This is a genomic window from Streptococcus pseudopneumoniae (assembly GCF_001074565.1).
Taxonomy (GTDB): Bacteria; Bacillota; Bacilli; order Lactobacillales; family Streptococcaceae; genus Streptococcus; species Streptococcus pseudopneumoniae_J.
This window is the reverse complement of the sequence record NZ_JUQX01000026.1, coordinates 134,002-154,993: the sequence shown is the minus strand read 5'-3', so window position 1 is coordinate 154,993 and position 20,992 is coordinate 134,002. Positions and strand designations below refer to the sequence as shown.

The following is a 20,992-nucleotide window of genomic DNA, read 5'->3' as shown; positions in this document are numbered from 1 at the left end:
AAGCTGTATTGGTGCCGAAACTTCACGGTTTGTATTGAACCCGCGCAATTAAGCAGGTGGGCAACTCGCTCTAACTGAAGCTGTTTCCGTGTGAGACGGCCTACATGCTGTTAGAAGACTTTTGTTTCCCTAATAATACAAAAAATAGTCGGTCAACACTTAAGTGTGAAGTCGTACACCACAGCGTTTCTATATTTATATGATACCACTTTTTTCAAAAAATTCAAGAGGAAAATTTATTTTTTTGAAAAGGATTTCACAAGTGTCTTAATTTATCAATGGTTTCCTTGCGTTGAGCTAAGGCCCGTTCGTACTTGCCAGTATCTTCTGGAGAGAAGTAGCTATGATTGCGAATCTTTTCTGGCAAATAGTCTTGTTTGACCCAGTGTCCAGGATAGTTGTGTGGATAGAGATAGTTTTGCGCATTCCCTAGTTCCTTGCTTCCGCTGTAGTGGCCATCGCGCAGGTGTCGAGGGATAGGCAAATGCCCTGATGTTTTGAGATCAGCAAGGGCCTTGTCCATGGCCACATAGGCTGAGTTGGATTTGGGTGAAAGTGCCAAGTCAATCACGACATTAGCAATGAGGATGCGAGCTTCTGGGAAACCAATCCTTTGTGCGGCATCTAGAGCAGTTACGGTATGAATCTGTGCCTCAGGATTGGCCAAGCCGATATCTTCATAAGCGATAACAGTCAAGCGACGAGCGAGACTGGGCAGATCACCAGCTTCAATCAAGCGGGCTGCGTAGTGGAGACTGGCATCCACATCTGATCCGCGGATGGATTTTTGCAGGGCTGAGAGAACATCATAGTGCCCATCCCCATCCTTGTCCATAGTAATATAGCTTCGCTGAAGGCTATTTTCCATGATATCGAGCGTGATATGGCGGATACCCTTGTCATTCTCAGGGGTAGATAGAACAGCCAAATCTAGTGAATTAAAGGCAGAACGGAGGTCTCCGTTGGTAGATGTTGCGATAAAATCAAGGGCATCCTCATCTAGCTCAACTGGGAAATCAAAACCTCGTTCAGGGTCAGTCAGGGCCATTTGAATCGCTTCTTTGACGTTTTGGTTAGACAGAGGTTCCAGTTCAAAAATCTGAACACGGCTACGAATAGCAGGAGTGACAGAAAAGAAGGGATTTTCAGTCGTCGCTCCAATCATGATAACCAGACCACTTTCCAAGAGTGGCAGAAGAAAGTCTTGCTTGGTTTTATCTAGTCGGTGAATCTCATCCAGTAGTAGGACCAATCCACCAGAAAATTTAGCTTCTTCAGCGATTTCTTGGAGACGTTTTTTGCTATCAACAGTGGCATTGAAGGTCCGAAAGGCATACTTGGTCGTTCCAGCGATGGCAGAGGCGATACTGGTCTTTCCGATACCCGGAGGTCCGTAGAGAATCATGGAGGACAGGCGATTTGCTTCCACCATACGACGGATAATTTTTCCAGGTCCTACCAGATGCTCTTGACCGATGACCTGGTCGATGGTTTTTGGGCGCATGCGAAGCGCGAGATTGTCAGGCATAGCAGTCCTTTCTAACATGGATTTTCTGATGTATATGTGGTAAGATGGTAGTATCTATTTTAGCATAATTCCGAGTATTCGGGGCGATTTAAGAGTCGCATAGAAAGAGGACAAAATGGCAACATACGGATTTTTAGATGTTTTAGAGGAAGAATTGGACAAGAACTTTCCTTTTGACTTTGAGATTAGCTGGGACAAACGCAATCACGCGGTTGAAGTGAGTTTTCTTCTAGAAGCACAAAATGCTGCAGGAGTAGAGATGGTGGATGAGGATGGAAAAGTTTCGTCAGACGATATCCTCTTTGAGGAAGCAGTCCTTTTCTACAATCCTGCCAAGTCAACAGTCAATGAGGAAGACTATTTGACAGCTATCCCTTACCTACCTAAAAAAGGTTTTTCTCGTGAGTTTTTAGCTTATTTTGCGCTATTCCTCAAAGACACTGCAGAGGTTGGGCTGGATGCGCTCATGGACTTTTTGGAAGACCCAGAAGCAGAGGAGTTTGTCATGGAATGGAACCAAGAAGTCTTTGAAGAAGGAAAAGTTGGCTTGGAGGAAGGAGAATTTTATCCTTACCCAAGGTATTAGAAACTAGAGAGGAAGTATATGAAGAAAATAGGCTTGTCTTTTATCTCTGGTCTGTCCTTTGTTTTTTTGATGCTAGGATTTGCTTTTGGGACAATTGCCTTTAAAGAGTTAGACTTTTCGTTTGTCTTTGTTCCAGGTTACCTATTTACTTTCTTCAGCATCTATCTGATATTTATCCTTCATGAGCTGGGACACGCATTTTGCGGTTACCTGACAGGCTATCGACTGGTGGCTTTTGGATTAGGGAATTTTCTTCTGACCAAAAAGTCAGGAAAGTTTTCTCTTAGTCGAACAGCTGTTCTGAAAAATGTTGGTGCTCAGTATATTGGATTGAAAGAAGATGAAAGCGACCAAAGAATCATCCTGATGCTTGCAGGCGGTTTGATGGTTCATCTTAGCTTGATTTTATTGGCGATATTGTATGGATTTTTGACAAGAAGCTGGTATTTTGCGGCTACTTGGATTTGTCTTAATGTATCTTTTCTTCTCATCAATGCTAAGCCAGTTGGTATTACCGATGGAGCAAAAATTTGGGAATTGCTACAACATCCTGAAAATACCCAATACGCCTACTTGGTGTTGAGGCATTCTGCCCAGACCTTGCTAGCTCCTCAAGAATATGATTTGAAAGACTTTATCATGCCTGTTGATGAGGATGCGAGAGGGAGTTTTGCAGAAAGTGTTCAGACTCTTCAGGGCTTGGTATTCCTATTGGATGATAATATAGAGCTTGCAAAGCAACAGTTTCAGTCTTTGCTAGAGAAAACAGATAATCCAATGTCTAAAACGATTTCTCAATTATACCTTCTTCAAATCGCCTTGCTAGAAGGAGATCATGAAAAAGCGGAGGAGTATGCAAGTAATCGAGGAGTTAAATCCTTTTTGTCTCTAAAAATGGCAGACATGCAGAGCATTCAAGCCTGGTATCAATTTAAGGTAAGGAACGACATGGCTCAAACTCGCAAGGCTATGAAGATTGCTAGACAGAAAATGAATACTAGTCGCATGTTGCGAGATGAGAAACGCTACTATGAAAACTGGTTAGCAGAGTTGGAGAAGGAAATCCATGAAGAAAACTCTGTTGTAAGCTGACAAGCTAGGTTTGTTTCAATCGGCTTGATTGCTTGATATAAATGAGAAGGGGATCTAACTGGTGTTTCTGAAGAGGGGTTGAAGTCTAGAAAAGAGGTAAAAATGTTTCATATTTTCAAGCAGCTATTTAGGAAAATAAGCCCAAACTCGCAAGAGTATGGGATTTCTCTACCACGCAATCGATTTGAAAATTTAGATTTTGAGAGAGTGTTGAAGTGTGAAAGCCGCCGATTTTTTAATGAAGGGGGACTTTATGACGAGAGCGCAAAAATCATGGAACTTGAGTTTTCTGAAGGCTTTGGAGAATTTGAGTTTTTGATTTACTTTAAGACTGGTGAAGAGAAACAGTTTGAGCAGTTGATAGCTTCTTTAAACGACTTTGATAATGCCATCCAGTCCAGTTTGGAAAGGGAGTTTCAAAACTCCATTCCTCAGAACAAGAAAAAGTTGAACAATAGTCGAGAGAGGCGAGAGAAATATTTTTATTTTCATCCATGGATACTGAGTTGCGAGGAGGCTCCACCTAGTCTTCGCTATGTTGCAGATAATGTAAACGATGAGTTTACGGTTTATTTTAGTAAGAATCAGGGGAGATGGCAGGCATATTGGGATCTAGATTGTCAAAAATTGATTCAAGAATAGCTAAGTAGAATGCTAGCATAGAGCAGTTTGTTATCATAGGAAGAGACTTAATCATGGAATTATTGAATAAAAGAATGAATTTCACAGGCTGTAAAATTGCCCTCTTTTGTGAGGATAGGATTTTAACTATCTTACGCGATGACAAGCCCAGCATTCCTTGGCCCAATATGTGGGAGTTACCAGGTGGTGGCCGTGAGGGGAATGAAAGTCCTTTTGAGTGCGCGGCGCGTGAAGTTTACGAAGAACTAGGAATTCATCTGACTGAGGATTGTCTGCTTTGGAGTAAGGTTTACCCAAGTATGCTTTTTGAGGGAAAAGAATCCGTCTTTCTAGTTGGCAAGTTAAGGCAGGAACAGTTTGATAGTATCGTCTTTGGCGATGAAGGGCAGGGCTACAAACTGATGAGCGTTGAGGAGTTTCTTGGCTCAGATAGGGTTGTACCCCAGTTGCAGGATAGAGTGAGGGATTATATGGAGAGTAACTATGATTAGACTAGAACGAGCAGGAGCAGAGGATTTAGAAACCGTAATTGCAATTCAAAGGCTAGCTTTAAGGCTGTCTATGAGAAATATCAAGATGAGTATGATCCTTATCTGGAGGACTGCGAACGAATCAAGTGGAAACTGGTAGAACGTCCTAATAGCTATTATTACTTTGTGAAAGAAGATGAAGAAAAGATTGGTTTTTTACGAATTCAGACCAATGAAGAGTTGACAGAGGCTTGGTTGGGAACGGCAGCGATTTTGCCCCAGTATCAAGGAAAAGGTTATGGTTCTGAAGGATTGGAATTGCTGGAAAAGGAATTTCCGACGATTAAACAGTGGGATTTGTGTACGGTATTACAGGATGAAGGTATGGTTGCTTTCTATGAGAAGAACGGCTACCATCAAACCCATATTGAACCTGAAAAAGAAGGCATGGATATGGTATACATGAAAAAATGCATAGAGAAATAGAAAGGATAGTTCAGTTACATTTCTAAACTGAACCCGCCCTAAACACTGTGCCAAAAAGATAAACTTCTCTTAGACCCAAGCGTCATCAGAGAGTTTCCTATTTTGGCTTTGTGTTTTACGGGCTTGGTATCTTAAATATGGAAACATGGCAAGAGTTAAAAGTTACAGTGAAGCGCGAGGGAGAGGAGCTGGTCTCTAATCTCTTGATTGAGCTAGGTGCTCAAGGTGTTGCGATCGAAGACAGTATGGACTATGTGGGGAATGTCGACCGTTTTGGTGAAATCTTCCCAGAGGTTGAGCAGCAAGAAGAAATCGTGGTGACAGCCTATTATCCCGAAACGGTTGATGTAGCAGTGGTTGAGGCAGATTTACAGGCTCGTCTCCTAGAATTAACAGATTTTATGGACTTAGGAGAAGTCAAGATGGGGACGACTGCCTTGGCTGAGGAAGACTGGGCGGACAACTGGAAGAAATACTATGAGCCAGCCCGCATCACTCGTGACTTGACCATCGTGCCGTCGTGGACGGACTATGAGGCGACTGCGGGAGAAAAGATCATCAGGCTAGATCCTGGTATGGCCTTTGGTACTGGGACGCATCCAACCACTAAGATGAGCCTCTTTGCCTTGGAGCAGGTTCTTCGTGGTGGCGAAACGGTGCTGGATGTGGGGACAGGTTCAGGTGTCCTCTCCATTGCCAGCTCGTTGCTTGGTGCCAAGGAAATCTTCGCCTACGACCTAGACGATGTGGCAGTTCGTGTGGCTCAGGAAAATATTGAGCTCAACCCTGGTATGGAAAACATCCATGTAGCGGCAGGTGATTTGCTCAAGGGTGTGGAGATTGAGGCAGATGTGATTGTGGCTAATATCTTAGCGGATATCCTTATTCATCTGACAGACGATGCCTATCGTTTGGTAAAGGACGAAGGTTATCTCATCATGAGTGGCATTATTAAGGACAAGTGGGACATGGTGCGCGAGTCGGCTGAGTCAGCTGGATTTTTCCTTGAAACCCATATGATTCAAGGGGAATGGAATGCCTGTGTCTTTAAGAAGACCAAGGATATTTCAGGTGTGATTGGAGGCTAGCATGCAACAGTATTTTGTCAAGGGCAGTGCAATCTCTCCTATCACCATTGAGGACAAGGAAACCAGCAAGCACATGTTTCAGGTCATGCGCTTGAAAGAAGATGATGAGGTTGTCTTGGCCTTTGAGGATGGTATCAAGCGCTTGGCGCGCGTCTTGGATGTGGAAAATCGTCAGTTTGAGTTGGTCCAAGAATTGGCTGACAATGTGGAACTGCCCGTTCAAGTAACCATCGCATCAGGATTTCCCAAGGGAGACAAGCTGGAGTTTATCACTCAAAAAGTAACCGAACTCGGTGCCAGCCAGATCTGGGCCTTTCCTGCTGACTGGTCGGTCGCCAAGTGGGATGGTAAGAAGTTGGGTAAAAAGGTTGAAAAACTAGAAAAAATTGCCCTTGGAGCAGCCGAGCAAAGCAAGCGTAATCTGGTGCCGAGTGTAAAACTTTTTGAGAAAAAAGCAGATTTTCTAGCGCAGCTGGATCAGTTCGACTCTATCGTGGTAGCTTACGAAGAGTCGGCTAAAGAAGGAGAAGCCGCTGCGCTCCTGCAAGCAGTCACTGGTCTTGAAAAAGGAGCTAAATTGCTCTTTATCTTTGGCCCAGAAGGCGGTCTCTCACCTGCAGAAATCGAAAGTTTTGAAGCCAAAGGAGCTGTTCTTGCAGGCCTTGGTCCTCGCATTTTGCGAGCAGAAACAGCCCCGCTTTATGCCTTATCAGCCATTAGTGTATTATTAGAATTAGAAAAATAAGAGGAAGAAAATGGAACAAAAACACCGTTCAGAATTTCCAGAAAAGGAACTTTGGGATTTAACCGCCCTATACCAAGACCGTGAGGATTTCTTGCGTGCAATCGAGAAAACGCGCGAAGATATCAACCAATTTAGCCGTGACTACAAGGGGAATCTTCACACTTTTGAGGATTTTGAGAAGGCCTTTGCGGAATTGGAGCAAATCTATATCCAGATGAGCCATATCGGCAATTACGCCTTTATGCCTCAGACGACAGACTATAGCAATGAGGATTTTGCTAATATCGCCCAAGCTGGGATGGAATTTGAAACAGATGCCAGTGTAGCCTTGACTTTCTTTGACGATGCCTTGGTGGCAGCAGATGAGGAAGTATTGGACCGTTTGGGTGAACTGCACCACTTGACGGCAGCCATTCGTCAGGCTAAAATCAAAAAAGCCCACTATCTTGGGGCTGATGTAGAGAAGGCCTTGACCAATCTGGGGGAAGTTTTCTATAGCCCACAGGACATTTATACTAAGATGCGAGCTGGGGACTTTGAGATGGCTGACTTTGAAGCCCATGGCAAAACCTACAAAAACAGCTTTGTGACCTATGAAAATTTCTATCAAAATCACGAGGACGCTGAGGTTCGTGAGAAATCTTTCCGTTCTTTCTCAGAGGGACTCCGTAAGAACCAAAATACGGCTGCGGCAGCCTATTTAGCCCAAGTCAAGTCTGAGAAATTGTTGGCAGATATGAAGGGATATGACTCAGTCTTTGATTATCTTCTGGCTGAGCAAGAAGTGGACCGTGCCATGTTTGACCGTCAGATTGACCTCATCATGAAGGACTTTGCGCCAGTTGCTCAGAGGTACCTCAAGCATGTTGCCAAGATCAATGGTCTTGAAAAGATGACCTTTGCAGACTGGAAATTGGACTTGGATAGTGCTCTTAATCCTGAAGTGACTATTGACGACGCCTATGATTTGGTCATGAAGTCAGTAGAACCTTTGGGACAAGAATATTGTCAGGAAGTTGCTCGTTATCAAGAGGAACGATGGGTGGACTTTGCTGCTAATAGTGGCAAGGATTCTGGTGGTTATGCGGCGGATCCATATCGCGTGCACCCTTATGTCCTCATGAGCTGGACAGGCCGTTTGAGCGATGTCTATACCTTGATTCATGAAATCGGGCATTCTGGTCAATTCATCTTTTCAGATAATCACCAAAGTTACTTCAACGCCCATATGTCGACTTACTACGTCGAAGCGCCGTCAACCTTCAATGAATTGCTTTTAAGTGATTATTTGGAACATCAGTCTGACGACCCTCGTCAAAAACGCTTTGCTCTTGCTCACCGCTTGACAGATACCTACTTCCATAACTTTATTACCCACCTCTTGGAAGCAGCCTTCCAGCGTAAGGTATATACACTTATTGAAGAAGGGGAGACCTTTGGAGCAAGCAAGCTCAACAGCATTATGAAGGAAGTCTTGACGGACTTCTGGGGAGATGCCATTGAAATTGACGATGATGCAGCCTTGACTTGGATGCGTCAAGCTCACTACTACATGGGCTTGTATAGCTACACATACTCAGCAGGCCTTGTTATCTCTACTGCAGGTTACCTCCATCTGAAAAACTCTGAAACTGGAGCTAGAGACTGGCTCAATCTCCTCAAATCAGGTGGCAGCAAGACACCGCTTGAGTCAGCCATGATTATCGGAGCCGATATCTCAACAGATAAACCACTACGTGATACCATCCAGTTCTTGTCTGACACAGTTGACCAGATTATAGCCTACAGTGCTGAGTTGGGGGAGTAAAGATTGGACAGAGTTTTAGGAGAGTAATATGAATAGAATCAAAGAATGGCTAGAGCAAGACCCCAAAAGAATGCTCTTTATCAAAATTGGTCTAGTTTTATTGGGAATCATTTTATTGATTGCTTTGCCTACTCTCTATCTTGTTTTGAGCGGAGTTGGTATTTGGTATTTTGTAAAGAAATCGCCAGATATTCGAAAAAGAAATCTAATGATAGGGCTTTTCATTGTCAGTTTTGTTGCAGTTGCTCTTAAAACTCCGACAGTCACAAAGAAAATTTCATCTTCTCAATCAGAAACTAAGCAGACTGCGACATCTACTACTTCGACAGCTTCAACTACGGATACTTCATCTAGTATAGAAGAGGCAAAACGAGTTGAAGAAGAGAAAAAATCTAAAGAAAAAGCAGAAGAAGAGAGAATTGCCAAAGAAAAAGTTGCAAAGGAGTTGCAAGAAAAAGGTGAAACCTTAGTCAAACAATTGGAAGAAAGTCAAGATGCGAGCCAAGTGAAGTCTGCTAAAGAGATAGTTAATCAGATTGAAAATAATGATAAAAAGACAGAGCTGCTTGATAGAATAGGTGCAGTTGAATCATCAATTTCTCAAAAAGTAGAAGAAAAAAGAATTACACGTGAAGCTGAAACCAAAGCTCAACAGCAAGATAGAATTGTCTATGTTGCAGACCATGGAAAATCAAAAGTTTATTGGTATAGTAAGGATAGAATGCCTTCAAAAACGAATAATGCCAACGTTGTTGAGATGACCGAAGCAGATGCGATTGCAGCAGGAAAAACTCCATCAAAAATAGAATGAGAAAAAAAGTCATCTTCGGATGACTTTTTGATAAGTTACTAGAAATCCAGAGGTACTTTAGATGCATAAGATGCATAAAGAATTACAAAGAAAAGTGACAGAAGAAAAACCAAGCTATAGCCGAGAAGAAATTCAGTGGTTGCTTGAGCATTTAGGGGATGCCTCTCCAGAAATTCGAGACGAACTTGTTTTTACGAGTTTAGCAAGAGGGATTCAAGAAGAGTTGTTTTCCCTTGAGCAGTTTCAGTTTATCTCAGAAGGGGTCTCCTCTGATGAAGGTCTATACAAAGAAATTGATAGTAGAGGTGTCTCGGCTCTTAAACGTTCTTTTAGGGCGCTTATTTATGCCAATCTACTGTCCTGCGATGGTACTAAGGAATCACTTTATTACCAGCAGTTGTCTTCTCCTATCAGGGTTACCATGCTAAATCAAGGCTTACACTATCTTACAAAGGAAAAAGAGACGACGGGTTACTCTCATCAGTTTGGGTGGATCCACGCATTTGCGCATGGGGCTGATCTCTTGACGGAGGTTATATGCCATCCTAGCTTTCCAAAGTCAGATATAGCCGAAGCATTTGAAATCATTTGGAAAATCTTTAAACGTGTTGAGATTCGTTTTACAAATGATGAAGATTGGCGGTTAGCGAGAGTACTTTATGAACCAATCTTACGAGGGAAAATCGAATCGTCTCTCCTCACTGCTTGGCTGCAAACAGTCGAATTTCCCTTGAAAGAAGTAAATGATTTCCATAAATTTTCCAATTTCAGATCTTGTTTGCTAGAAATTTACCTTCAACTAGACTGTCATAAACTTTTACAAGATGACTTGAAAGAAGCTATTCAATCCTTTCAGTACTAAGGATAAGCGAGTCGGTTCATGATCTTCAAATAACTTTCCAGTCAATTTTCTTGAAACCCTTTCCTTCTTTTGATAGACTAATACATAGTTTAAAAAAAGGAGACTTATCATGAAAAAATTTATTGCTGAATTAATCGGTACATTTATGCTTGTGTTCATCGGAACAGGAGCTGTTGTTTTTGGGAATGGTGTTGAAGGTCTTGGCCACCTTGGGATTGCTCTTGCTTTTGGTTTGGCCATCGTAGTCGCAGCTTTCTCAATCGGAACTGTTTCAGGGGCTCACTTGAACCCGGCTGTTTCAATCGCTATGTTTGTAAACAAACGTTTGTCATCTTCAGAGCTTGTAAACTACATCCTTGGACAAGTAGTTGGAGCTTTCCTTGCGTCAGCTGCGGTATTCTTCCTCTTGTCTAACTCAGGCATGTCGACTGCTAGTCTTGGTGAAAATGCCTTGGCAAACGGTGTCACTGTCTTTGGTGGATTCTTGTTTGAAGTCATCGCAACCTTCTTGTTTGTCCTAGTTATCATGACTGTAACATCAGCAAGCAAAGGTAATGGTGCAATCGCTGGTTTGGTCATTGGTTTGTCATTGACAGCTTTGATCCTTGTGGGCTTGAATATCACTGGCCTTTCAGTAAACCCAGCTCGTAGCTTGGCACCAGCTGTCTTGGTAGGTGGTGCAGCCCTTCAACAAGTATGGATTTTCATCCTTGCCCCAATCGTTGGTGGCGTTCTTGCAGCTCTCGTTGCAAAAAGCTTCCTTGGAACAGAAGAATAATTGAAATTCAAAAAGCCTTGCTCCTCAGTTTGAGGAACAGGGCTTTTTCGTATCTGTTTAACGGTTGTCAATTTTCTCTGGATAAAGGTCGTGTTGAAAGAGGCGTTGTTCTGCCAATCCTTCATACTTAGTTCCAGGTTTACCGTAGTTGTAGTAGGGGTCGATTGAGATGCCACCGCGCGGAGTGAATTTTCCCCATACCTCCAAATAGCGAGGGTCTAGTAGATTGACCAAGTCTTTCCCGATGGTGTTGATACAGTTTTCATGAAAATCTCCATGATTTCGGTAGCTAAAGAGGTAGAGTTTGAGGGATTTTGACTCGACACAGAGCTTGTCAGGGATGTAGGAAATATAAATCGTTGCAAAGTCTGGCTGAGCAGTGATAGGGCACAGGGAGGTAAATTCAGGACAGTTGAATTTGATGAAATAGTCATTTTCCACATGACGATTGTCAAAAGATTCGAGGACATCTGGTTGATAGTCAAAGATGTAGTTGGTTTCTTTGTTGCCCAGTAGGCTTAGGTTTTTCATTTCTTCTTGTTGTGACATGATTTTTTCTTTCTAATTTAAACACCACGTTGGTTATCGTAGAGGAGAGTATGCAGTTGAGGGAGGACGCGGACATTGCCCCAACTATCATCAGCGGCGATGCGTTCCCAAAGTTCTTTGAGACGGTCCAGTTGGTCTTGGACAATATTACCCGTAGCCTTGGGCTCAGGATTTCCAGCCGATAAGAAGAGAACATCTGGTTGGTAGCGTTCTTGAATGCCTTTGGCAAAGGCCAAATCGGCATCGTCAAAGACAGGGATTTTAAAGGTGACCTTGTCTGGATCAAGTTGGGAAACGATAAAGTCCAAGGTCTCAAAGTTGACTTCCATCTTGGATGAAGGAGGTTTGGGACTGAGAGTAACTTGGTCGATATCTTTTAACCAATTTTGCCAGCGGGAGCCTTGGGTCTCAACGGCAAGAGTGATACCACGTTCCTTGAGCTTGGTTACTAGCTCAGCCATGTTGGCTGCTAGGATAGCAGGATTTCCCCCAGATAGGGTGACATAGTCGTAGCTTCCTAGTTTGTCTAACTCAGCGATTACTTCATCAGCTGTCATACGAGTTGGTTTTTCAGAACCGTCCCAAGTAAAGGCGGAATCACACCAGTCGCAGTGGTAGTCGCAACCAGCAGTGCGGACAAACATGGTTTTCTGCCCAATAGCACGGCCTTCACCTTGAAAGGTTGGGCCGAAAATTTCCAGAACTGGTAGTTTAAGGACACGTTCCCTAGTCATCTAACCACTCCCGTCTAAACTCCGCAAAGGCAGTCGGAGTTTCATAGAGGCGAACGTATTCCAAACGGAGACCGCGCTCGTCTGGCAACTCTTGACTCATGGTTTGGAAAATCCAGTAAACCATATTTTCAGCAGTCGTGTTCATATAAGGCAGGGTTTCATTGAGATAGCGATGATCCAAATGGGGTTCTAAGAAGTCCTTGTAGATAGCTTTGATATCTCCAAAATCGTAGGTCATGCCACGTTCATCTAAAAATCCACTAACAGCAATCTGCAGATGATAAGTGTGGCCGTGCAGGGACTTGCATTTTCCATCATAGTGAAAGAGATGGTGGGCAGCATCGAAGGTAAATTCTTTTGATACCAAGGTTCTGTGAGGGTTGTAGATCAGAGACTCGCCAGTCTCCTGTTTGATTTCTTTGGGTGCAAAAAACATTAGTCCTCTCCTTTCTGTGAGAGATAAACATCTAGTCCATGCTGACGTAGGTGGCAGGCTGGGCAATCTCCACAGCCACTTCCGATAATCCCATTGTAGCAGGTCAAGGTTTTTTCACGAACATAGTCAAAGGCACCGAGTTGGTCGGCTAATTCCCAAGTTTCAGCCTTGTCTAGCCACATGAGAGGTGTTTGGATAACAAAGTCATAATCCATGGCAAGGTTGAGCGTAACATTAAGGGATTTGACAAAGACATCCCGGCAGTCAGGGTAGCCTGAAAAATCTGTCTCGCAGACACCTGTCACGATGTCTTTAATGCCTCGTTGCTTGGCAAGAACTGCCGCAAAGGAAAGAAAGAGGTGGTTGCGACCGTCAACAAAGGTATTGGGAACCTCTCCCTCTTTTTGCTCGATTTCCATATCAGAGGTCAGCGCATTTTCAGTGATTTGTCCCAGCAGAGACATATCTAAGATGTGATGACGAATGCCTTGTTCCTTAGCGATTTCTCTAGCGACTTGAATTTCGAGATGATGGCGTTGGCCATAGGCAAAGGTGACGGCTTCAACCGTTTCATAGTGTTCTTTAGCCCAAAAGAGGCAGGTTGTGGAATCTTGACCGCCGCTAAAGACGACCAAGGCTGATTGACGTTTCATAGTACTCCTTTCAAAATGGGAAATGTTCAGAGCACGCAAAAAGCTCCCTTTAGGGGAGCTAAAAAATACCAAGTAGAGGTTTTTTTTAGCGATGGCATGTCCCAAACATCGTAATATTCTACCTACAGTCTAGCATATTTTTTGAAAAATGGCAAAGGGCAAGAAAAAAGAGACCAAATAAAGTACTTGGTCTCTCGTGTGATTAGCTCAATTCAGCAACGATGGCCTTGATTTGTTCTGCAGTATGTACTCCAGCAACTTGTTTCACCACTTGGCCGTCTTTTTTGAAGAGAAGGGTTGGGATAGACATGATTCCAAAAGCACGAGCTGTATTTGGATTTTCATCTACGTCCATTTTAACGATTTTCAAGACATCTTCTGAAAGTTCTTCAGACAATTTGTCCAAGATCGGACCTTGCATACGACATGGACCACACCAAGTTGCCCAGAAATCGACCAAGACCAAACCGTCTTTTGTTTCTTGTTCAAATGTTGCATCTGTAATTGCTTTTGCCATTGTATTTCTCCTTTTTTAGTTATATTGGCTTAAATCTTGTTTCATGAGATAGAAGAAGACATCTCCATAAGTCCCATGGTAGTCCAAATCATGACCATTGTAGGTCAATTTTTGAACTGGGTAATAGTCTGCGACACCGATAAGGCAAGCTTGTTGAGAACGTTCAAAGTCTTGGTAAGACTCGAACGTCATGGTTCTCTCTTGTTTGCTGGTGTCTAGATAGGTAATTTCGATCATATTAAACTCCTTTGTTCGATCTTGACTTTATTGTACTCCTTGAAAAGAGGAATGTCAAGAAAAATGATTGCGCACGCAACTTTTTTAAAAATCTGATTAAGAAATGAAGTCAAGACTCGTTTCCAGTCTTTCCTCGACGGCTTTTTGCAGGTAAGCTAGAGTTGTCTGTCCCTCGTCAGTCAGGCAGATAAAACTAGCCCGTCTATCCTGATCGCAACACCGGCGACTAAGCAAACCGCAGTTTTTCTCTTCTAACCTAGCCACCATTCGAGAAACAGCGCTTGGGCTGAGATGGAGTTTATCTGGCAGGTCAATCTGGCGTAGAGATTTTTCTTGGGCCAAATCCAGATAGTAGAGTAGGTAAAACTCTTTTAAGGTCAACCTTTGTTCAGTCTGCTGGGCGATGGTTTCTTCTAACATGGCTTCCATTTCCTTTTGACGGCGGTTGTAGTCAAACCACTTTTCCAAATAGGTCATTGCTTTCTCCTTTCTTTTCAAAGTAAAAATCACAAAGTCATAACTAACTGTCTTTGTAACACAAGATGATTGCGCATGCAATGATTATACTACTTTTAACTAATCCTTGCAAGAAAGAAGAATTTCAATATTTCCTTGAAATTTTCTGGAAAAAGAGTAAACTGGTATGCAAGAAGTTTATTTCATGGAGTTTAGGATGAAATTATATGTTCAATTAATGATTCTCTTTGTGATTTCTCTAATCGGAGAGGGGATTTCCAGTTTCTTTCATTTGCCCATACCCGGCAGTATTATAGGTTTGATTATTCTCTTTCTCGCCCTACAATTCAAGTGGTTGAGAACCAGGCATGTCAACATGGTCGGGAATTTCTTGCTGGCCAATATGACCATTCTCTTTTTGCCGCCAGCAGTGGGAATCATGGAGAAGTTTGATGTCATTGCTCCTTATCTTTTGCCTATTGTCTTGATTGTCTTTTTTGCGGCTGTCATCAACATTATCCTCATCGCCCTAGTGGTTCAGTTTATCAAGAGACGATTTGAGGGTGACTATGAGAAGGGAGAAACGAAATGAGTGAATTTGTTTCCAATCCTCTATTTGGGATTGCATTATCTATCTTAGCTTATCTAGTAGGGATGTTGATTTACAGACGTTTTCCCCATCCTTTGACAACACCCTTGCTTTTGTCGGCTATTTTTATCATTATTTTCCTTAAGGCGACGGGTATTTCTTACCAAGATTACTACCAAGGTGGGATTTATCTGAACAACTTGATTGTCCCATCGACCGTGGCTCTAGGGATTCCGCTTTACAAGAGTTTTCACCTGATGAAGCACCATGCACGGAGTATTCTCTTTGGTAGTCTGCTAGCAGTGATTGTCAATACTAGTTTTACGGCCTTAGTTGCGAAAATCTTTGGTATGGACTTTTTCCTAGCCATTTCTCTCTTTCCCAAGTCAGTAACAACCGCTATGGCAGTGGGGATCACAGAAAAATTGCAAGGCTTGACGACCGTGACCTTGGTGGTTGTAGTAGCAACTGGGATTTTGACCAGTGTTATCGGACCAACCCTTTTGAAGTGGTTGAAGATTGATGATCCAGTTGCAGTGGGACTTTCCCTCGGTGGGACAGGTCATGCTGTCGGAACAGGAACGGCCCTTCGCTACGGCTCTGTAGCAGGAGCCATGGGTGGCTTGGCTATAGGCGTCACTGGTATTCTCTATGTCTTTGTCAGCCCTATCGTAGCCAGTTTGATATTGAGTTAAAGAAAAACCCAGCTTTCTAGCTGGGCATTTTTTATTGCAAGTTAACCTTGTTTTTTAAGATATAGTAGGTACCGAGATAGTAGATAGCCGATAAAAAGAGATCGCGTAAGATTTCTGTACCAATCATCATGTTAAAGTTATTTTCAATTCGGAAAAAGAGAGAAACATAACCAATGACGATGGCAATGACGATATAGGCTAGAATCCCCATAGCTGTTCGATACTCATTAAAGAGTTGCCCGATTGAGATGGAGAGGTAAATGGATAAAATCCATGTAATCGAACCGACAAATAGTGATAGGGCATATAGCCAGCCGTAGCTGAGGTAAGGGGAAATGAAGTTATAGAGAACAGTGAAGTCTTTTTCTATTGGTGTTAAGAAGAAGATAATCAATACACTCAGGATAAAGACGATATAGCTTAAGATGGACCAGACAAGACCTCCTAAGAGTTTTGCGATGATGATTTGGTGCTCAGAGACAGGTAGGGTCAGGGTCAAATACCCTTGGCGGTCATAAACACTCCCCTTGAATCTTCGGATGATTAAAAAGATTGTTGCAATCCAAAGAGTGACGCTGAGTCCTCCAAAGACTAGTACCAAAAAGAAGATGAAATAAACAGCGTTGTTAGAATTGTAACTCTGGCTGAGGCTACCAAGAAAAGCTCCAATCAAAACTGAAATTGCAAGCACAGCTCCGTAGAGCGCTAAATACCATTTATTGACATTTTTAAATTCATAACGAACTAGATTCCAAAACATAATAATCTCCTTTGCTTAGGCTTTAAATTCCTGGCGGAAGAGCTGGTCAATTGATTCACCTGACTCGTAACGAATATCATCGACATTTCCTTGGCGGACAACTGTTCCGTCTTTGAGGAAGATAATCTCATCCAAGATTGGCTCAATATCTGAAATCAAGTGGGTTGAAATCAGTACCGTAGAGGTTGGTGAGTAGTTGTTGATGATGGTGTTGAGGATATAATCACGGGCGGCTGGATCCACACCTCCGATTGGTTCGTCAAGAACATAGAGGCGGGCTTCACGGCTCATAACGAGGATTAGTTGGACCTTCTCCTTGTTTCCTTTTGATAATTTCTTTAAACGACTATTTTCATCAATGCCAAGGTCTGCAAGCAGATGTTGGGCGCGTTCAAGATTGAAATCCTGATAGAAGGTTTTAAAGTAAGTCAGGGCTTCTTTAACCTTCATTTGCTCATTGAGATAAGTTGTGTCTGGTAGATAAGAGACAATTGCCTTGGTAGCAGGACTTGGATCCTGTCCGTTAATGAGGACACGTCCTTTATCTGGCTGAAGGAGGCCATTGATCAGTTTGATCAGGGTTGTTTTTCCGGATCCGTTTGGTCCGAGGAGCCCGACAATCTTTCCAGCTGAGATCTCTAGTGAGATATTGTCAAGTGCCGCAGTTGCTCCATATGATTTTGATACATTTTCAAGTGCTAGTAGTGTCATAGTCTTAAACTCCTTTAATATAGTCGCTTAATACATTTGGCAGTTCTTCTTTTTTGTAGCCAAATTGAAGCATGCAAGAGACGAAGTGTTGCAGTTGCTCCTCGGAAAGTTGTTTACGGGACTGAACGATGAGGTCCAAATCCTCGGTGACAAAACGACCAGTTGTTCGCTTGCTGTATACAAATCCTTCACGTTCAAGGTCAGACAAGGCGCGCTGAATGGTATTGGGATTAACCCCAGCCTCGCTCGCCAAATCTCTCACGGTAGGGAGCTGTTGGTTGGGTTCCAGTTCATGGGAAACAATCTGTAGTTTGATTTTTTCCATAATCTGTAAATAAATGGGTTTTGTATTATCAAATGACCAGGACATCATAGTCTCCTTTCTATGTCTTTATTGTTCTAATTAAATAATACAATAAAACAAAAAACTTGTCAAGTAAAAATAAGAATTGTTTTGGGAATTGCTCAAAAAATGGTATAATGAAAAGAAAACGACAAGGAGGGAAATGCATGCGTTGTCCAAAATGTGGGGCTACCAAGTCTAGTGTTGTTGATAGTCGACAAGCCGAAGAAGGAAATACCATCCGTCGAAGACGTGAGTGCGATGAGTGTCAGCATCGTTTTACAACCTATGAACGAGTAGAAGAAAGAACGCTGGTTGTCGTCAAAAAAGACGGTACGCGAGAACAGTTTTCGAGAGATAAAATCTTTAATGGGATTATCCGCTCAGCCCAGAAGCGTCCTGTGTCAAGTGATGAAATCAACATGGTGGTCAATCGTATTGAGCAAAAACTCCGTAGTCGCAGTGAGAATGAAATCCAAAGTGAATATATTGGGTCTTTAGTCATGGAAGAATTGGCAGAGCTTGATGAGATTACCTATGTTCGTTTTGCCAGTGTTTACCGTAGTTTTAAGGATGTGAGTGAGTTAGAGAGTCTGCTCCAGCAAATCACCCAATCCTCAAAAAAGAAAAAGGAAAAATAAATGAAGCCAAATGACCGTTTTTCTTTTCTAAAGAATAATCGGGTGTCACAAGATACCTCTTCTCTGGTGCAGTGCTACCTCCCGATTATCGGTCAGGAGGCGCTGAGCCTCTATCTATATGCCATTACCTTTTGGGATGGTGGGCAAAAGGAGCATCTCTTTTCCCATATCCTCAATCACTTAAACTTTGGCATGCCTACCTTGCTCCAATCCCTTAAAGTCTTATCTGCTTTGGATTTGTTGACCCTTTATCAGAAGGGGGAGAACTATGAATTACAGCTTCATTCTCCTCTCTCCAGTCAGGAATTTCTAAGTCATTCTGTCTATAGCAGATTATTGGAGAGAAAGATTGGGGATACAGCTGTTTCTACTATGAAGCAGGTTCCAAGTGAGGGAGAAGCACTCTCTGTTTCCTTGAGCCAAGTTTTTCCAAACCTGACTGAAGAAGTGATACCAATCGAGTCAAAAAGCAAGTTAAAAAATGATTTTGACTTGGAACATTTTCAGCGCCTGATGGCTCGAGATGGCTTGCGTTTTGAAAATGAGCAGGCAGATGTTTTGGAATTGTTTGCCATCGCAGATGAAAAAAAATGGACTTGGTTTGAAACCTATCAATTAGCCAAGGCGACTACAGTGGCTCAGGTTATTTCTGTCAAACGCATGCGTGAAAAGATAGCACAAAAACCAGCGTCTTCTGACTTTAGTCCCAAAGAAATGACCATTATCAATGAAGCCAAAAATAAAACACCCCTGCAATTTTTAGCGGAAATCAAGCAAACGCGTAAGGGAAACATCACCCAAAGTGAAAGAGAACTCCTTCACCAGATGGCGTCTTTAGGCTTGTTGGACGAAGTCATCAATATCGTCTTACTTTTAACCTTTAACAAGGTTGATTCGGCCAATGTCAATGAAAAATATGCTATGAAAGTCGCAAACGACTATGCCTATCGCAAGATTCGGACAGCAGAAGAAGCTGTGCTTCGGATTCGAGAGCGTCAGCAAAAAGGGCAAGAAGAACAGAAAAACAAGGCTAGCTCAACGAAGACAAATGTTCCTAAGTGGAGTAATCCAGAATACAAGAATCAAACCAGCGAGGAAACTCGTTTGGAACTAGAACGTAAAAAACAAGAAATGTTAGCCCGATTAGAAGAAGGAGGAGACTAGATGGAAAGTGTTGGTGACGTAATCAAACGTCAGACAAGTCGTTTTCAGTATCAGGACCTAGTCCAGCAGATCATGAAGGACCCCGATGTAGCGGCTTTTATCCAGAAAGAATCCCTCAGCCAAGAGGAGTTAAATCGTAGCATCTCCAAGTTCAACCAATATATCACAGAACGGGATAAGTTTCTTCGTGGGGATGCAGACTATATAGCGCGTGGCTACAAGCCTATCTTGGTCATGAATCACGGTTATGCGGATGTATCTTATGAAGAAACACCAGAACTAATCGCGGCCGAAAAAGAGGCGGCCATCAAGAATCGTCTCAAGTTGATCAATCTACCAGCAAGTCTCAAGAAAGCGAAATTGGCTCAGATAGACTTGGATGATCTAGGCCGTTTGCCGATTTTTGAGAGACTCTATGCCTTTGTTGACCTTTACCCTAGTATCCGAAAAGGTCTCTACCTTTATGGGGATTTTGGTGTCGGTAAGAGTTTCATGATGGCGGCCCTGGCCCATGACCTATCTGAAAAACGTGGCGCTTCAACAACCATTCTCCACTATCCAAGTTTTGTCATTGATGTGAAAAATGCCATCGGTGAGGGATCTGTGAAGACCTTGGTGGATGAGATTAAGCTTTCTGAAGTTCTGATTTTAGATGATATTGGTGCAGAACAGTCTACCCCTTGGGTGCGTGATGAGATTCTCCAAGTTATTCTACAGTATCGTATGCAGGAAGATTTGCCGACCTTCTTTACTTCCAACTTTAATTTCCAAGATTTGGAAAAACATTTTGCCAAAGGAAAGAATGGAAATGATGAGACTTGGGAAGCTAGACGGGTTATGGAACGTATTCGTTATTTAGCAGAAGAAACAAGACTAGAAGGAGAAAATCGCCGATGACAGAAACCATTAAACTGATGAAAGCTCATACTTCAGTTCGTCGCTTTAAGGAGCAAGAGATTCCTCAAGAACACTTAAATGAAATCTTGACTGCTGCTCAAATGGCGTCTTCTTGGAAAAATTTCCAATCTTATTCTGTGATTCTTGTACGTAGCCAAGAGAAGAAAGATGCCTTATATGAATTGGTTCCTCAGGAAGCCATTCGCCAGTCAGCTGCTTTCCTGCTTTTTGTTGGTGATTTGAACCGAGCTGAAAAGGGAGCAAGTCTTCATACGGACACTTTCCAACCTCAAGGGGTAGAAGGTCTCCTTATCACGTCTGTGGATGCTGCGCTTGCTGGTCAAAACACCTTGCTTGCAGCAGAGAGTCTGGGATATGGTGGTGTGATTATCGGTTTGGTCCGTTACAAGTCAGAAGAAGTTGCAGAGCTTTTTAATTTGCCTGACTATACCTACCCCGTTTTTGGGATTGCCCTCGGCGTGCCAAACCAACAACATGATGTCAAACCAAGACTGCCTTTGAGCCAAGTGGTTTTTGAAGAAGAATACCAAGAACAGCCAGTTGAAGCGATTTTGGACTATGACAAAGTTCAGGCGGACTATGCTGGTACGCGTGCGACGACCTCTTGGAGTCAGCGTTTAGCAGAGCAGTTTGGTCAAGCCGAACCTAGTTCAACTCGGAAGAATCTAGAACAGAAAAAGTTATTGTAGAAAGT

At 42.7% G+C, this 20,992-nt stretch carries 27 protein-coding genes and 1 pseudogene; 17 read left to right on the top strand and 11 right to left on the bottom strand.

Annotated elements, in window-relative coordinates:
- Positions 1–256 precede the first annotated feature (256 nt).
- Positions 257–1,528 carry a replication-associated recombination protein A gene (locus ADI74_RS04010; RefSeq protein WP_049537164.1) on the bottom strand — a complete coding sequence of 424 codons (1,272 nt, stop codon included), beginning with the start codon at positions 1,526–1,528 and terminating at the stop codon, positions 257–259.
- Between the two features lie 115 nt (positions 1,529–1,643).
- Between ADI74_RS04010 and ADI74_RS04005 the strand changes: the two genes are divergently transcribed.
- From ADI74_RS04005 to ADI74_RS03955, 11 genes and pseudogenes are all read left to right on the top strand, one after another.
- A complete protein-coding gene (locus tag ADI74_RS04005) occupies positions 1,644–2,114 on the top strand; it encodes a DUF3013 family protein (RefSeq protein WP_049537161.1) in 471 nt (156 codons plus the stop codon).
- 18 nt (positions 2,115–2,132) lie between these two features.
- Positions 2,133–3,206 carry a site-2 protease family protein gene (locus tag ADI74_RS04000; protein WP_049537160.1) on the top strand — a complete coding sequence of 358 codons (1,074 nt, stop codon included), beginning with the start codon at positions 2,133–2,135 and terminating at the stop codon, positions 3,204–3,206.
- A 102-nt stretch (positions 3,207–3,308) separates the two neighbouring features.
- Positions 3,309–3,848: a hypothetical protein gene (locus tag ADI74_RS03995; protein ID WP_049537159.1), complete on the top strand. Its 540-nt coding sequence runs from the start codon at positions 3,309–3,311 to the stop codon at positions 3,846–3,848.
- A gap of 53 nt (positions 3,849–3,901) precedes the next feature.
- A complete protein-coding gene (locus tag ADI74_RS03990; RefSeq protein WP_049537157.1) occupies positions 3,902–4,339 on the top strand; it encodes an NUDIX hydrolase in 438 nt (145 codons plus the stop codon).
- Positions 4,332–4,804, top strand: a pseudogene (locus ADI74_RS03985) (GNAT family N-acetyltransferase). Before ADI74_RS03990 ends, ADI74_RS03985 begins: the two are co-directional and overlap by 8 nt.
- Before the next feature lie 137 nt (positions 4,805–4,941).
- On the top strand, positions 4,942–5,892 hold the full coding sequence (gene prmA, locus ADI74_RS03980) for a 50S ribosomal protein L11 methyltransferase (RefSeq protein WP_049537156.1): 951 nt from the start codon (positions 4,942–4,944) through the stop codon (positions 5,890–5,892).
- Between the two features lies 1 nt (position 5,893).
- Entirely contained in the window at positions 5,894–6,637 is a 744-nt protein-coding gene (locus tag ADI74_RS03975; protein WP_049537155.1) for a 16S rRNA (uracil(1498)-N(3))-methyltransferase, read from the top strand.
- Positions 6,638–6,647: 10 nt separating this feature from the next.
- On the top strand, positions 6,648–8,444 hold the full coding sequence (gene pepF, locus ADI74_RS03970) for an oligoendopeptidase F (protein WP_049537154.1): 1,797 nt from the start codon (positions 6,648–6,650) through the stop codon (positions 8,442–8,444).
- Between the two features lie 28 nt (positions 8,445–8,472).
- Positions 8,473–9,255: a hypothetical protein gene (locus tag ADI74_RS03965; protein WP_049537153.1), complete on the top strand. Its 783-nt coding sequence runs from the start codon at positions 8,473–8,475 to the stop codon at positions 9,253–9,255.
- 70 nt (positions 9,256–9,325) lie between these two features.
- Complete coding sequence (locus ADI74_RS03960; RefSeq protein WP_049537184.1) at positions 9,326–10,117, top strand: DUF2785 domain-containing protein; 792 nt, start codon at positions 9,326–9,328, stop codon at positions 10,115–10,117.
- Positions 10,118–10,226: 109 nt separating this feature from the next.
- Positions 10,227–10,895 carry an MIP/aquaporin family protein gene (locus ADI74_RS03955; RefSeq protein WP_049537151.1) on the top strand — a complete coding sequence of 223 codons (669 nt, stop codon included), beginning with the start codon at positions 10,227–10,229 and terminating at the stop codon, positions 10,893–10,895.
- Positions 10,896–10,952: 57 nt separating this feature from the next.
- Here the strand turns inward: ADI74_RS03955 and queF are convergent, their stop codons facing one another.
- From queF to ADI74_RS03920, 7 genes are all read right to left on the bottom strand, one after another.
- Positions 10,953–11,444, bottom strand: a complete 492-nt coding sequence (queF, locus tag ADI74_RS03950; protein WP_000082575.1) for a preQ(1) synthase — start codon at positions 11,442–11,444, stop codon at positions 10,953–10,955.
- 17 nt (positions 11,445–11,461) lie between these two features.
- Entirely contained in the window at positions 11,462–12,178 is a 717-nt protein-coding gene (queE, locus tag ADI74_RS03945; RefSeq protein WP_049537150.1) for a 7-carboxy-7-deazaguanine synthase QueE, read from the bottom strand.
- Entirely contained in the window at positions 12,171–12,614 is a 444-nt protein-coding gene (gene queD / locus ADI74_RS03940) for a 6-carboxytetrahydropterin synthase QueD (protein WP_049537148.1), read from the bottom strand. Before queD ends, queE begins: the two co-directional genes overlap by 8 nt.
- A complete protein-coding gene (gene queC / locus ADI74_RS03935) occupies positions 12,614–13,267 on the bottom strand; it encodes a 7-cyano-7-deazaguanine synthase QueC (RefSeq protein WP_049537147.1) in 654 nt (217 codons plus the stop codon). Before queC ends, queD begins: the two co-directional genes overlap by 1 nt.
- A gap of 202 nt (positions 13,268–13,469) precedes the next feature.
- Complete coding sequence (trxA, locus tag ADI74_RS03930) at positions 13,470–13,784, bottom strand: thioredoxin (RefSeq protein WP_001029581.1); 315 nt, start codon at positions 13,782–13,784, stop codon at positions 13,470–13,472.
- A gap of 15 nt (positions 13,785–13,799) precedes the next feature.
- Positions 13,800–14,021, bottom strand: a complete 222-nt coding sequence (locus tag ADI74_RS03925) for a DUF4649 family protein (protein ID WP_000570267.1) — start codon at positions 14,019–14,021, stop codon at positions 13,800–13,802.
- Positions 14,022–14,117: 96 nt separating this feature from the next.
- Entirely contained in the window at positions 14,118–14,498 is a 381-nt protein-coding gene (locus ADI74_RS03920) for a MarR family winged helix-turn-helix transcriptional regulator (RefSeq protein WP_000221650.1), read from the bottom strand.
- Positions 14,499–14,694: 196 nt separating this feature from the next.
- On the opposite strand from ADI74_RS03920, the gene ADI74_RS03915 reads away from it, so the two are divergent.
- Positions 14,695–15,069, top strand: coding sequence for a CidA/LrgA family protein (locus ADI74_RS03915; protein WP_000781326.1), 375 nt, complete (start codon positions 14,695–14,697; stop codon positions 15,067–15,069).
- Complete coding sequence (locus tag ADI74_RS03910; protein WP_049537145.1) at positions 15,066–15,761, top strand: LrgB family protein; 696 nt, start codon at positions 15,066–15,068, stop codon at positions 15,759–15,761. Before ADI74_RS03915 ends, ADI74_RS03910 begins: the two co-directional genes overlap by 4 nt.
- A gap of 31 nt (positions 15,762–15,792) precedes the next feature.
- Here the strand turns inward: ADI74_RS03910 and ADI74_RS03905 are convergent, their stop codons facing one another.
- The 3 genes from ADI74_RS03905 to ADI74_RS03895 are packed head-to-tail and all read right to left on the bottom strand — an operon-like array spanning position 15,793 to position 17,602.
- Positions 15,793–16,521, bottom strand: a complete 729-nt coding sequence (locus ADI74_RS03905; protein WP_049537143.1) for an ABC transporter permease — start codon at positions 16,519–16,521, stop codon at positions 15,793–15,795.
- Positions 16,522–16,536: 15 nt separating this feature from the next.
- Positions 16,537–17,232, bottom strand: coding sequence for an ABC transporter ATP-binding protein (locus tag ADI74_RS03900; RefSeq protein ID WP_049537142.1), 696 nt, complete (start codon positions 17,230–17,232; stop codon positions 16,537–16,539).
- Between the two features lie 4 nt (positions 17,233–17,236).
- Entirely contained in the window at positions 17,237–17,602 is a 366-nt protein-coding gene (locus ADI74_RS03895; RefSeq protein WP_049537140.1) for a GntR family transcriptional regulator, read from the bottom strand.
- 140 nt (positions 17,603–17,742) lie between these two features.
- Here ADI74_RS03895 and nrdR point away from each other — a divergent pair, with 140 nt between their 5' ends.
- Genes nrdR through ADI74_RS03875 form a run of 4 tightly spaced genes read left to right on the top strand, consistent with a single transcriptional unit; the run spans position 17,743 to position 20,987 of the window.
- Entirely contained in the window at positions 17,743–18,216 is a 474-nt protein-coding gene (nrdR, locus tag ADI74_RS03890) for a transcriptional regulator NrdR (RefSeq protein ID WP_001203678.1), read from the top strand.
- On the top strand, positions 18,217–19,380 hold the full coding sequence (locus ADI74_RS03885) for a DnaD domain protein (RefSeq protein ID WP_049537138.1): 1,164 nt from the start codon (positions 18,217–18,219) through the stop codon (positions 19,378–19,380).
- Positions 19,381–20,277 carry a primosomal protein DnaI gene (dnaI, locus tag ADI74_RS03880; RefSeq protein WP_049537137.1) on the top strand — a complete coding sequence of 299 codons (897 nt, stop codon included), beginning with the start codon at positions 19,381–19,383 and terminating at the stop codon, positions 20,275–20,277.
- Positions 20,274–20,987 carry an NADPH-dependent oxidoreductase gene (locus ADI74_RS03875; protein WP_049537135.1) on the top strand — a complete coding sequence of 238 codons (714 nt, stop codon included), beginning with the start codon at positions 20,274–20,276 and terminating at the stop codon, positions 20,985–20,987. Before dnaI ends, ADI74_RS03875 begins: the two co-directional genes overlap by 4 nt.
- The last annotated feature ends 5 nt before the right edge of the window (positions 20,988–20,992 follow it).